Origin of the sequence: Microbacterium sp. HMH0099, assembly GCF_049384025.1 — a bacterium.
Lineage (GTDB): Bacteria > Actinomycetota > Actinomycetes > Actinomycetales > Microbacteriaceae > Microbacterium.
Genome location: NZ_JBMRJR010000001.1, coordinates 320,414 through 332,358, shown reverse-complemented (window position 1 = coordinate 332,358; position 11,945 = coordinate 320,414). Strand labels below are relative to the sequence as shown.

The following is an 11,945-nucleotide window of genomic DNA, read 5'->3' as shown; positions in this document are numbered from 1 at the left end:
CCCCCGCCGAAAGGACTGGTTCGCATGACCGAGCCCATTCGCGTCGTCCTCGTCGACGACCAGGCTCTCTTCCGCGCGGGGATCCGCATGGTGATCGACTCCCAGCCCGACCTCACCGTCGTCGGCGAGGCCGCTGACGGCCGGGAGGGGATCGAGGTCGTGCGGACGACGCGTCCGGACGTCGTCCTCATGGACGTGCGGATGCCGGTGATGGACGGACTGGCGGCCACGGCGGAAATCCTGCGCCAGCCGGAGCCGCCCCGTGTCGTGGTGCTGACGACGTTCGATCTCGACGAGGCGGCGGCGCGCGCGATCCAGCAGGGCGCGAGCGGGTTCCTCCTGAAGGACTCCGAGCCGGAGTCTCTGCTGTCCGCCGTCCGCACCGTGCACGCGGGGTCGGCGGTCATCGCCGCCTCGGCGACCCGCGAGCTGTTCGCCCACATCGCCGACGCCGGGACGGCGCGTCCGGTGCCGCCGACGTGGAACGACCTCACCGAGCGCGAACGCGAGATCTTCGCGCTCGCCGCGCAGGGTCTGAGCAACAGCGAGATCGCCGAGCGGGAGTTCCTGTCGGAGGCGACGGTGAAGACCCACATCAGCCGCGTGCTGACGAAGCTGTCGTTGCGGGACCGCGTCCAGCTCGTCGTGTTCGCGTACGAGCACGGCCTGGCCTGACATCCGCCGCCGGGAGGACGGGCGTACCTCCTCCGGCGGACGCGGCGCGACACCGACGGTCAATAGCGTCGGTCGTATGGATGCCGCTCCCCCCGTTCCCACCCGTTCACCCTCCCCGCTTCCGGCGGCGCCCCTCCCGCCGTCGCGTCGCCGCCGCTCGTGGGCGCGGCCGCGGGACACGGGCGCGAGTGTGCTCGTCTCGGCCCTCTCCAGCGCGTTCGGCGTCGTCCTCCTCGCGGCGACGGGCTTCATCGGGGACCTTCTGGCGTCGGCGGACTACCTGCAGGGGCGGGAAAGCGTCGTCGTGATCATCGCGATCCTGTCGTGGCTGCTCCTCGGTGTCGCGGTCTTCGTGGCGTCCATCGTGACCGCGACGACGTTCGCGGCCGTCGTCGCCGGGCGGGTCCGCGGCATCGCCCTCCTCCGGCTGCTCGGGGCGAGCGCGGGAGCGCAGCGCTCCGCCGTCGCCCGCGACGGGTTGTGGGCGGGGGCGTTCGGCGCTGTCCTCGGGTTCGTCCTCGGGATCGCGCTCTCCGGCGGCGGCATCGCCGCGGCCGTCGCCGTCCTCGACCTGACGGTGACGATGCCGTACGCCGGTCTGCTGAGCCCGGTCGTCCTCGTCCCGCCCGTGGCCGTCGCCCTCACGACGTGGGGCTCCGCCTGGGCCGGCTCGGCACGCGTCCTACGGGTGTCTCCATTGGAGGCGCTCGCCGCATCGGGCGACCGGTCCCGTTCCGAGATCACCCGTCGCACCTCGCGGAACGTCGTGGCGATCTGCTTGCTCGTCCTCGGGTTCGGCGTGCTCGCGCTCGGGGTTCTCGCGGGTCTGGTGACGCCGCTCGGCGTGGTCCCGGCGTTCGTGGGCGGCCTCGTCTCGTTCGTGGGGGTGGCGCTCGCGGCGCCCCTGTTCATGCCGCCGGTCCTGCGGCTGGTCGGGCGGGCGTTCGGGCGATCCGCCGTCGCCCGTCTGGCCGCGGAGAACGCGATGCGTCATCCGGAGCGGGCGAGCCGCATGACGATCGGCGTCGTCCTGGGCGTGACGCTGGTGACGATGTTCGCCGCGGGTCTCGCTTCCGCGCGGACGGTCCTCGTGACCTCCGCCGGCGAACCGGACCCGGAGTTCCTGCGCATCCTCGAGTCGTTCTCGTCCGTGATGATGCTGTTGACGGCGGTGTCGGCGCTGATCGCCGCCGTGGGGCTGGTCAACCTCCTGACGCTGGGGGTGGTCCAGCGTCGCCGCGAGTTCGGCCTGCTGCGGGCGCTCGGGCTGTCGACGCGGCAGATCCGCGCGGTCGTCCTGATCGAGGCCGCTCACCTGACCCTCACCGCTCTCGTCGTGGGACTCGTGCTGGGCATCGTCTACGGCTGGGCGGGAGCGCAGTCCGTGCTCGGATCGGTGGGGGTGCCGCCGTCCTACGAGTCGCCCACGTTCGTGCTCCCGGCGGTTCCCGTCGGCACCGTCCTCGTCGTGGTCGCGGTCACCGCCGTGCTGACGCTCGTATCGGCGGTGGTCCCGACGCGCCACGCCACGTCCGTGACCCCCGTCGAGGCGCTCGCCGACGCCTGAGCCCACGGCGGTTCAGAACGCACTGCCGGGCCACGCCCCCTCGGGCAGGACGAAGCAGGGAGAGTACGAAGTGACCTCCAGGCTGGTGGCGGCCTTGTTCTCGTCGACGAGGTAGTCCTCGCCGAACGCGCCGATGATCTGCAGCCGTGGAGATCCGTCATCGTGAGTGGATTCTCTGATCTCATACTGTCCGCGGCTGCGGAACTCCGCCGCGATCTGATCGAGCACGGTCCGGATGTCGACCGGGGCGCTGTAGGTGACACGGAAGTAGCCCGTCCATTTGTAGCTGCCCTTCTCGCGGCACGACCACAGATAACCCTTCTCGTTGTGCTCCGTTGCGCGGACGGCCTCCGGAGGCACGAACGCCGCGATCTCTCGCTCTGTCTTCTGCGTCTGCCGCTTGGCTTGCTCGAGCGTCAGGTCGGAGGTGACGGGTATCACCCGAGGGGAACCGCAGGCGGTCAGGAACAGCCAACCCAGGGCGGCAAGAGCCGCTGCGGAGGCGCGGAGCGCAAACCCCTGTCCGGCGCGGGGGAGGGCAGCGGCATTCCGCCGCCTCATACCGGGGCCGCTGCTGCCTCTCAATAGATGCCACCGGGCCATAGCCCCTGGGACAGGGCGAAGCAGGGGGAGAAGGAATTGATCTCGAGTCGTTGGCTGTCGTGACTCATGTGTACGAAATAGGACTCCCCGTCGGCGCCTCGAATGCTGGTGCGAGGTCGTCCGTCGTGGAACGGTCTGTCCTCGGCGACGTAGTCTGTCCGACCCAAAAAATGATTCCTGACGGCGTCCAGAAGTGCATCGATATCGACCGGCTGGAGGAGTGCGACCACGGTCCTGCCGGTCCAGGAATAATCGCCCTCCCGTCTACAGGAGAGAAGGGGACCCGTATTGTTTTGATCAATGTGCCCCTTCGCCTCAGCGGGCACGAGAGCGGCGATCTCCTGTTCCATCCCGAGTGTGCGTGTCTTGGCTTCTTCGAGTGTCCACCTACTCGTCGTGGGAACGGGAGCCCCGGGAACGCAACCGGATACGACGAGCCCGATCGTGAAGAGCGCTGCAAGCACCCCGAACCGCCGGGTCATTTGCGTACCTCGTCCTCGAGCTCGTCGAGGACCGGCCAGTTCTCCGGCTCGTCGCTCGCGATGAGGTTGTGGTTCTCCGAGACCCTAGAACGCACTGCCGGGCCACGCCCCCTCGGGCAGCGGAACGCACGGCGAATAGGACCAAATCTCGAGGGCGCTTCCGTCCGGCTTTTCGTGCACGAAGTAGACCTCGCCGGCGAGGCCGGAAATTTTCACCCGGGGCCGTCCGGCCACGGTCGGGTCATCTCGCACGCGATACCCGTCCCGGTCGGTGAAGAGGGTTTCCGCCTCAGCGAGGACCGATTCGATGTCCGCTGGCTCGCTGTAGGAAACGCGCAGAAATCCCATCCAGCTGTATCGCTCCGGCATGCTGCAGGAGAACAGATACCCGGTCTGGTTCTGCGTGATCTCCGCGACATTCTCCGGCGGGACGAGAGCAGCGATCTCCCGTTCCACTTGCATAGTTCTCTCCTTCGCCTGCTCCAGCGTCATGTCCGGCGTGGGGGGTGCGAGGTCCGCCGGAGTGCAGGCGACCAATGCGAATACGCAGGCGATGAGCGCCGGGGCTGCACGGTGGCGCGTGTCCATTCTCATCGCCTTATCGCCTCAATGAGTCCGTCGAGAACGTCCTCGTTCTCAGGGTCCTCGCTCGCGATGAGGTTGTGGTTCTCCAGCAGGTGGGTCGTGCCCTCGAAAGGCACCGGGTCCGGCGGCGGGTAGAGCCCCGTCTGGACGGGGACCGGCAGGTAGATCCTGAAGTCGCCCTCCCGGGTGAACACGTGCGACATGAACGCCGACTCGGTGCCGGGGATCTTCCCGTTCCAGATCAGCCCGGTCTGCTGACCCATGGTGAGCAGGTCGGTGTACGCCCAGTGGTGGTAGACGGTCCCCTCTCGCGGGTGCCATTGCGTCGGCATCCCGGCCCCCGCCAGGGAATGCACCTGATCGAACCGCGCGCCCGCCGTCTCGGCGGAGGTGAGCGCGGCCAGACCCCACGAATGTCCGATGGCGTCCTTCTGTGCGGCGGCGATGACGGGAGAGCTCGCGTCGATCTCGCGCTGAAACCGGGCGATATCGCATCCCTTCGCGAGGGCAGTCGGCTCGTCGGCGGCCTCCAGGATGCGCGTGTAGTCGACATCGCCATCGCCTTCTCCTGGGAAGACGCCCTCCTTCCACACGAAGGTGACGATGTCGCCCCCCGTCGCCAGCCGGCGGCCGACCTGCTGCACGGCGCCGATGTGGAAGTCCGGCATCCCGGTGAAGGTACCGGGGACGTACGTGACGACGTCCGTGGTCGCCTCGCTGAGAGTGCCCATCATCTCGATGATGCTGCGGTTCTCGGGCTCGAACAGGTACAACTGCACCTCTCCCGCCCTCGCCCTCTCGAGGTAGTCCCGCTCCCTCCGCAGGGCGTCGATATCGTCCTGCCAGTCGTCCGGACCGCGATGCGGCACCCGCCGGAGGTCGAGGGAGGCGTGACGGTCGATGCGGGCCTGGATCCGGGCGACCTCCGCGTCGATGTCCGCGATGCGTGCGGCCGCCTTCTCGCGGTTCGCACGCACGCGCGCCTCGACGGGCGCTCCGGGGAGCGAGCCGACGATCGTGGCGGCCCCGACGGTGAGGGCCGCCACAGCCTCCGGATCGGCGGCGGCGCGCGCCGCCCACCACGCCGCGATCCGCTCGGGGTCCACGTCTCGGGAGCCGAACAGCCGCACCCAGTCCGGATGTGCGGCGAGGAGCTCTCGCATCCCGTCCGGAGGGAGGGATGCCAAGGCGTCCAGGATGCTCTCGGCGACGTCATTCGTGAGGCGGGCGTGCTGTGCGACTGCCGTTAAAGGAGACGCCGGCCCGGCGTCGTGGGCACTGTCGAAGGTGAATGGCGGGTCCTCGATCCTGGACAGATCGGACCGGGCCTCGTCGACGGCGGTGTCGATGGACTGCTGAACCGCGACGCAGCCGGCGAGCAGCTCGATGTTGCGCTCTCGCTCGCCGGGGGTCCAGGGAAACTCCTCGATCTCGCCGCTGCGCCGAGCGGCCTGTCGAGCGAAATCGGCGACCTCCTCGCGAAGCAGTAACGCCGTCCCCTGCGCCGAGGCGAGGGTCTCGGCCAGGCGGTCGAGCACGTCGGCGACCGTTGTGAAGGTCAGGGTGACCTCCGCGACGGCTTCCGTCGCCGGGGTCATTTGGACGAGGAGGTCCGCAGCCTCCGGGGCGTCGTAGTCGCCGGTGAGCCCGGCCCACGTCGAGACCAGCTCGTCGTTCGCTTCGTCGGCCTCGGTCGCGCTGACCCGCAGCTTCGCGGCCTCAGCGCTCAGCACGAGGGGGTCGATGCGCACCTGCGGCACGTCCTCGGTGCCGACCACCCTCACCAGGCCCGCCCCGCCGCAGCCGCCGTCGACCCGGCCATCTCGTCGTCCGCGGAGACGTACGCCACGAGGACCCGCCCCGCCGCGGCCAGGACGTCGCTCGCCCTGGCCACCCCACCCCGGGCGGCGGTGATCCGCGACGAGGTCACGCGCGACAGCGCGGACGCCAGGTCGCGTTCGCCGGACACCGTGGCATCCAGCGCATCGACGTGACGACGTGCGGCCTGCATCGCCTGCCCGACCCTGTCTACGAGGACGGCGACCGCCCCCGTCGTCGCGACGAAACCCGCCACATCGATCCGATAGACGCCCCTCATGGCGCCCTACGGTAGGGAGGCCGCCCGCACCGTGTCACGGGAAGCGACGGCCATTTCACCCGGGCGAAGTTCAGCCGCCGGCGGTGGTCGCCCGCGGTTTCATCCCCCGTCCGCGCGCGGCGAGAGAGGGCTCATCCGCGCGCGAGCCGCACCTCGTGCAAGGTCGCGCCCCAGCGCGCGTCGTCCCGGGTGGCGCCGTCCGGCTCGAAGCCGTGCTTCGCGTAGAACGCCAGCGCCCGGGGGTTGTCGGCGAGGACCCAGAGCGTCGCCGGCCGGTCGTCGAGGGCGGCATCCATCAAGGCCTTCCCGGTCCCGGTGCCGTACTCGGCCTGCAGGACGTAGAGGGCCCACAGCTCCTCGTCGGCCGTCGAACGGTCGGGGTCCCGGCACGGTCCTGCCGAGGCGAAGCCGACCACGGACCGCCCGCGGACGGCGACCCACGTCTGACCGCCGGGCTGGCCGCCGGGCGGCACCTCGCCGCGGAGGCGGGCGGCCCAGCGGCGGCTCGAGGAGGTCCGGTCGAGCCGGGTCAGCAGCGAGTCGGGCACACGTCCCGTATACGCCTCGTGCCAGCTTTGGACGTGGACGCGCGCGATCCCGGGACCGTCGTCGGGGACGGCCGGGCGCACGCTGACGTCGTTCACTCCGGCGATTCGTCCGCGGGCTCGGGGTCGTAGGCCCAGGTCGGGGCGAGCGCGCGGATGCGGGCCGCCCGCCATTGCCAGGTGGCCCAGAGCATCGGCCAGAGCGCCGGTGCCGCCGCGCCGCCGATGGTCAAGCGCTCCCGCCACAGCGTCCTACGGGGCTCGCCGGGGGCTGCGGAGACGGCCATCTGGTGGTCCCAGACGTCCAAGGCGGCGAGGGGGCCGGTCAACGGCACGCCCCAGTCCCGGAACACGCGGACCCGGCCGTTGCCGTCCTCGGTCTCGCGGTCCGCCACCGAGATGAGCTGCCGCCCTACCGGGAGGACGCCGGCGACGCTCATCTGCACCGGCACGTCGTCGCCCGAGGAGAACGACGTCGGCATGTCCCCGAGCGCGTCCACGCTCATCAGCGGCCCGTAGAGCTCCGCGACGGCACGCGGCGAGTGGAGCGCGCGCCAGGCGGCATCCACGTCGCAGTCGACGACGAACTTCAGCAAGATCCGCATATCCGCATCCTGCCGAAGGCGTCGGAGAATCCCGGATGCCTTGACGCCCGGGCCCCGGGTGGGGGAGGGTCTCGCCGTGTTACGCGGGATGGCCGACGACACGGCGACGGAGGCCGCCGTCGTCATAGGCTCGGAGGATGTCCGCTGACCACCGCCCCCACGCGCAGGCCGACTACCAGGTACGACTCGACTGGGGACAGGACGGCCTCGACCGGCTCGCGCCGGCGCACGTCGTGGTCGTCGTCGACGTCCTCGGTCTGACCGGCGCCGCGCTCGCCGCCGCCGAGCGCGGGGAGACGCTCGCGACGGACGACGGTACATCCTCCGCCGTCGCGCTCGCCGCCGCCGAGCGCGGAGCGCACGTCGTCGTCGGCGGCGTCCGGAACGCGGCCGCCGTCGCAGACCACATCCTCGAGGTCCAGCGCGCCCGCGGGGAGCGGACGAGCATCGCCTTGCTCCCGGTCGGCTCGTCGGAGGCGACCGCCTCCCGCTTCGCCGTCGAGGACCTGCTCGGCGCCGGCGCCGTGATCGCGGCGCTGGGCGACCTCGGCATCGACCACGGATCGCCCGACGCGGCGGTGGCGGGCGAAGGGTTCCGGGCGCTGCGCGGCGCGACGAAGCACCTCCTCACAGCCAGCGGCACCGGCCGGGCCCTGGCGGACCAGGGCCGGCGGGACGAGGTGCTCGCGGCGGCCGCGCGGGACGCGGCATCCCTCGTCCCCGTCCTGCGGGACGGCGTCTTCGGCGTCTGAGCTCAGCGCGGGGTCGCGGCGGCCAGGCGCACGGCCGGCGGGATCTCGCGACGCACCCAGGTGAAGGCGTACGCCGGGTCGAAGCGCGGCGCGCACAGCGCGCACGACGTGGGTCGTGTCGCTCGACGATGCCGGTACGCCACATGCCCGTTGGGGCACGTGCCCACCCACGGGGCGAGCTCGGTCGCGGTCTCTCCTGCGTGGGTCGTGCCGCCGACGTACCCCAGGTCGGACGCCACCCGCTTCCACCGTGCCCCGTGCCCCGCCTGCGCGCCGGCCAGAGCGTGGGCCACCTCGTGCAGCAGGGTCTGGTGGTTCGTGTCGTCGTCGTACCGAGCGGCGAGGTACCGCGAGACGCTGATGCGCTTGCGGGTGTAGTCGCACAGGCCGGCGCGGCGCTTGGCGTTGTCGAAGCCGAACGTCCACGACGGATCGAGGTGGAGGCCGATCAGCGCCTCGGCCCACGTGCGCACGCGCTGCAGATCCGACATGTCAGGGAGGGTAGACGGGGGCTCCGACGTCAGCTGGCGACGACCTGGCGCGTGCGGCGACGATCGGCCGCATCGATGGCGAGGAGGATCGACTCGAGCTGCGCGTCGGTCGCCCCGGCGTTCTGCCGGAGGAACAGCGCGCGCTTGAAGTCCGCGCGCGCGCCGTCGTAGTCGCCCTCGTCGTAGTGGACCTTGCCCCGGTGCTGCAGCGCGAACGCGGCGATGCCGGCCCAGTTCTGCCCCTCCGCCTCCTCGGCGCACATCGTGAGCTCCTGCTCGGCGGCGGCGTAGGCGCCCCGGCACTGCTGGATGGTCGCGTGCAGGATTCGGGCGCGCAGGAGGTCACGGCGGGTGCCGGCCATGCGGGCGACGCGGACCGACTGCTCCGAGACGGTGAGGGCCTCGTCGAAGCGGTCGAGCACCTTCAGCAGCCAGACGCGCTCGAGCAGAGCGGGGAGGCTGCGCTGCGGGCCGATCTCCTCGAGACGCTCCGCACACTCGCGCGAGTCGGTGATCTCGCGCAGCGTGTCGGGGTCGTACCCGTGGATGTAGCTCACCGTCGTTCCTCTCGAATGGCCGATGCCCTCCAGTCTGCGTCGCGGTCGCGGCCGAGGCGACTCGCCACGCGGTCGTGCCGCCAACACGAGGGCGACGGATACCGGCGCGCGGGGGTCAGCGTTCGAAGATCGATGACGACGGCTTGGGCGAGGGCGTCGCGTCCGCGTCGGTGACGGGCCGCGCGCCGCGGACGAACTCGTCGATCTCGGGGCCCTGCGCGACCTTGGCGGGGTGCGGGCCGGCGGCCATGAGGCGGGGGAGCCACTCCACGGGCAGCGGCGCGGCCGACGCCGCGACCACGAGGTTCCCGAACCGTCGACCCTTGAGCACCTGCACCTCGGCCAGGACTACGACCTCGGGCAGCACCTCGCGCACCGTCGCGACCTGCCGGCGCGCGAAGGCGAGGCCCGGCCCGTCGGACACGTTCACGAGGAGCACGCCGTCGGGGGCGAGGAGGGATGCCGCCTCCCGGTAGAACTCCACCGTGGTCAGGTGCGCCGGGGTCTGCGCGCCCGAGTAGACGTCGCTGACGAGCAGGTCGACGGCGCCGACCAGGCCCGCCGGGAGTCGGGACAGCCCCGCACGCGCGTCGCCGATGCGCACGCGCACGGAGGCGCCGCGGGGGAGCGGGAGGTTCTCGCGGACGAGGTCCCAGAGCGCGGGCTCGAGCTCGAGGACCTGCTGACGCGAGCCGGGCCGCGTCGCCTCGACGTACCGGGGGAGGGTGAGGGCGCCGGCCCCGAGGTGCACCGCGGTGAGCGGCTGCCCCGGCATCCTGAGCCGGTCGATGACCGCACCCATCCGGGCGACGTACTCGAAGTGCAGGTGAGTCGGGTCGTCGAGGTCCACGTGCGACTGCGGGGTCCCGTCCACGACGAGCTCCCAGCCGGAGACGAATCCCGACGGCGCCAGCCGCGCGACCGCACCGTCGGACAGGCGCGCGGTCGGGGCGTCGTCCGGTTCCACACGCATTCTCGCCATGGCATCCACGCTAGGGCCTCGGGATGCCACGGCGTCGCCCTGCGCGCAGTGCTGCGTCCCACGGGTCCGGCGTGCGCGAAACGGTCAGAGCATCCCTCGTCGATCACGCAGGCTGCTGGAGCGTCGAAACACGATCGATACACGGGGGCAATGGGCAGGGCCCGTCCCGCCAGGTACGGTCGGGGGAACAGCAGATGGAGCGGCCACGACGTTGTGACACGCCGGCGAGCCCTCCCCCCTCCCCCAGGAAGGTGCACAGAAATGGCACGAACCCTCCGGCGTCGGCTCCTCGCGAGCGGCGCGGCGATCGCCATCGGCGCGATCGCGCTCTCGGGTTGTACGAGTCAGCGCGACGAGAACGGCGGCGGCGGTGACAGCGGCGGCGACGTCGACTCCACGTTCGTGTTCGGCGCCTCGGGCGACCCGTCGAGCCTGGACCCCGCGTTCGCCAGCGACGGCGAGTCGTTCCGCATCTCGCGTCAGATCTTCGAGGGCCTCGTGGGTGTCGAGCCCGGCACCGCCGACCCGGCGCCCGCGCTCGCCGAGAGCTGGGAGCAGTCCGAGGACGGGCTCTCCTACACCTTCGCCCTCAAGGAGGGCGTGACCTTCCACGACGGCAGCGAGTTCAACGCCGAGGCCGTCTGCTTCAACTTCGACCGGCAGAACAACTTCACCGGCATCGCGCAGTCCGAGAGCCTGTCCTACTACTGGGGCAAGATCATGCGCGGCTACGCCGACACCGGCACCTCCATCTACGGCGGCTGCGAGGCGTCCAGCCCGACCGAGGTGACCATCACGCTCACCGAGCCCTTCGCCGGCTTCATCCCCGCGCTGTCGCTCCCCGCGTTCGCCATCCAGAGCCCGACGGCCCTCGAGCAGTACGCGGCCGACGACGTGGGCGGCACCTCCGAGGCGCCGACCCTCAGCGAGTACGCCACCGCGCACCCGACCGGCACCGGTCCCTTCCGCTTCGACTCCTGGGAGCCCGGCGCCGAGGCCACGCTGTCGGCCTACGACGACTACTGGGGCGAGCAGGGTCAGGTGACCGAGATCATCTTCCGCGTGATCGGCGACACCACCGCCCGTCGTCAGGCGCTCGAGTCCGGCTCCATCGACGGCTACGACCTCGTCGCCCCCGCCGACCTCGGCGCCCTGGAGGACGCGGGCTACACCCTCGTCAACCGCGACCCGTTCAACATCCTCTACCTCGCGATGAACCAGGCCGACCCGGCGCTGGCCGACATCCGCGTGCGTCAGGCGATCGCCCACGCGATCGACAAGGAGCAGCTGATCAGCCAGGTCCTGCCCGAGGGCACGACCGTGGCATCCCAGTTCATGCCCGACAGCGTCATCGGCTTCAACCCCGACGTCACCGAGTACGAGTTCGACCAGGAGGGCGCCCGTGCGCTGCTGGCCGAGGCCGGCTTCACCGACGCCAACCCGCTGACCCTGACGTTCAACTACCCCGTGAACATCTCGCGGCCGTACATGCCGAACCCCGAGCAGATCTTCACGAACCTGCAGTCGCAGCTGTCGGCCGTGGGCATCGTGCTCAACCCGGTGTCGAACGAGTGGGGCGAGTACCTCGACCTCATCCAGGGCGGCAGCGACCACGGCATTCACCTGCTCGGCTGGACCGGCGACTACAACGACCCCGACAACTTCGTGGGCACGTTCTTCGGCGGCGCCTCGAACGAGTGGGGCTTCGACAACGCGGAGCTGTTCTCCGCGCTGACCTCGGCCCGCGGTCTCGCGACCGAGTCCGAGCAGGAGACCGCCTACCAGGCTGTGAACGAGCAGATCGCCCAGTTCCTGCCCGGCGTCCCGCTGGCCAACCCGACCCCGACGCTGGCGTTCGCCTCGCGCGTCGCGTCGTACCCGGCCAGCCCCGTGCAGGACGAGGTCTACAACCAGATCGAACTGACCGAGTGACCCGGATGCCGCGGGTCCGACGCCCTTCCGGCGCCGGGCCCGCGGTGTTCCGTGTCCACCCGCCCTCGACC

Annotated in this window: 14 protein-coding genes; 4 read left to right on the top strand and 10 right to left on the bottom strand. The window is 71.1% G+C overall.

The genetic code is table 11. The features are described from left to right. Positions 1–24 precede the first annotated feature (24 nt). Positions 25–675 (top strand): response regulator, encoded by a 651-nt coding sequence (locus tag ACO03V_RS01370; RefSeq protein WP_423136328.1) that lies wholly within the window; start codon positions 25–27, stop codon positions 673–675. A gap of 76 nt (positions 676–751) precedes the next feature. Continuing rightward, positions 752–2,242, top strand: a complete 1,491-nt coding sequence (locus ACO03V_RS01365) for an FtsX-like permease family protein (RefSeq protein WP_423136327.1) — start codon at positions 752–754, stop codon at positions 2,240–2,242. A 12-nt stretch (positions 2,243–2,254) separates the two neighbouring features. Here ACO03V_RS01365 and ACO03V_RS01360 read toward each other — a convergent pair whose 3' ends face one another. The 7 genes from ACO03V_RS01360 to ACO03V_RS01330 all read right to left on the bottom strand — a co-directional run bounded on the left by ACO03V_RS01360 (position 2,255) and on the right by ACO03V_RS01330 (position 7,160). Then, positions 2,255–2,683, bottom strand: a complete 429-nt coding sequence (locus tag ACO03V_RS01360) for a hypothetical protein (protein ID WP_423136326.1) — start codon at positions 2,681–2,683, stop codon at positions 2,255–2,257. A gap of 140 nt (positions 2,684–2,823) precedes the next feature. Further along, positions 2,824–3,195 (bottom strand): hypothetical protein, encoded by a 372-nt coding sequence (locus ACO03V_RS01355; RefSeq protein ID WP_423136325.1) that lies wholly within the window; start codon positions 3,193–3,195, stop codon positions 2,824–2,826. Positions 3,196–3,411: 216 nt separating this feature from the next. Further along, positions 3,412–3,915 (bottom strand): hypothetical protein, encoded by a 504-nt coding sequence (locus ACO03V_RS01350; protein WP_423136324.1) that lies wholly within the window; start codon positions 3,913–3,915, stop codon positions 3,412–3,414. A gap of 2 nt (positions 3,916–3,917) precedes the next feature. Continuing rightward, positions 3,918–5,696 (bottom strand): hypothetical protein, encoded by a 1,779-nt coding sequence (locus tag ACO03V_RS01345; RefSeq protein ID WP_423136323.1) that lies wholly within the window; start codon positions 5,694–5,696, stop codon positions 3,918–3,920. Continuing rightward, positions 5,693–6,010: a hypothetical protein gene (locus tag ACO03V_RS01340; protein WP_423136322.1), complete on the bottom strand. Its 318-nt coding sequence runs from the start codon at positions 6,008–6,010 to the stop codon at positions 5,693–5,695. The genes ACO03V_RS01345 and ACO03V_RS01340 overlap by 4 nt, the downstream gene beginning before the upstream one ends. A 131-nt stretch (positions 6,011–6,141) precedes the next feature. Continuing rightward, positions 6,142–6,654, bottom strand: a complete 513-nt coding sequence (locus ACO03V_RS01335) for a GNAT family N-acetyltransferase (RefSeq protein WP_423136321.1) — start codon at positions 6,652–6,654, stop codon at positions 6,142–6,144. Further along, positions 6,651–7,160 carry a hypothetical protein gene (locus ACO03V_RS01330; protein ID WP_423136320.1) on the bottom strand — a complete coding sequence of 170 codons (510 nt, stop codon included), beginning with the start codon at positions 7,158–7,160 and terminating at the stop codon, positions 6,651–6,653. The genes ACO03V_RS01335 and ACO03V_RS01330 overlap by 4 nt, the downstream gene beginning before the upstream one ends. 137 nt (positions 7,161–7,297) lie before the next feature. Here ACO03V_RS01330 and ACO03V_RS01325 point away from each other — a divergent pair, with 137 nt between their 5' ends. Continuing rightward, a complete protein-coding gene (locus ACO03V_RS01325) occupies positions 7,298–7,912 on the top strand; it encodes a 2-phosphosulfolactate phosphatase (RefSeq protein WP_367732335.1) in 615 nt (204 codons plus the stop codon). A 2-nt stretch (positions 7,913–7,914) separates the two neighbouring features. On the opposite strand, the gene ACO03V_RS01320 is transcribed toward ACO03V_RS01325, so the two are convergent. The 3 genes from ACO03V_RS01320 to ACO03V_RS01310 all read right to left on the bottom strand — a co-directional run bounded on the left by ACO03V_RS01320 (position 7,915) and on the right by ACO03V_RS01310 (position 9,942). Further along, positions 7,915–8,403 (bottom strand): SprT-like domain-containing protein, encoded by a 489-nt coding sequence (locus tag ACO03V_RS01320; RefSeq protein WP_367732337.1) that lies wholly within the window; start codon positions 8,401–8,403, stop codon positions 7,915–7,917. A 29-nt stretch (positions 8,404–8,432) separates the two neighbouring features. After that, on the bottom strand, positions 8,433–8,960 hold the full coding sequence (locus tag ACO03V_RS01315) for a hypothetical protein (RefSeq protein WP_367732339.1): 528 nt from the start codon (positions 8,958–8,960) through the stop codon (positions 8,433–8,435). Positions 8,961–9,075: 115 nt separating this feature from the next. Next, entirely contained in the window at positions 9,076–9,942 is an 867-nt protein-coding gene (locus ACO03V_RS01310; protein WP_423136319.1) for a spermidine synthase, read from the bottom strand. Positions 9,943–10,203: 261 nt separating this feature from the next. Here ACO03V_RS01310 and ACO03V_RS01305 point away from each other — a divergent pair, with 261 nt between their 5' ends. Beyond that, positions 10,204–11,874 (top strand): ABC transporter substrate-binding protein, encoded by a 1,671-nt coding sequence (locus ACO03V_RS01305; protein WP_367732343.1) that lies wholly within the window; start codon positions 10,204–10,206, stop codon positions 11,872–11,874. Positions 11,875–11,945: the final 71 nt, after the last annotated feature.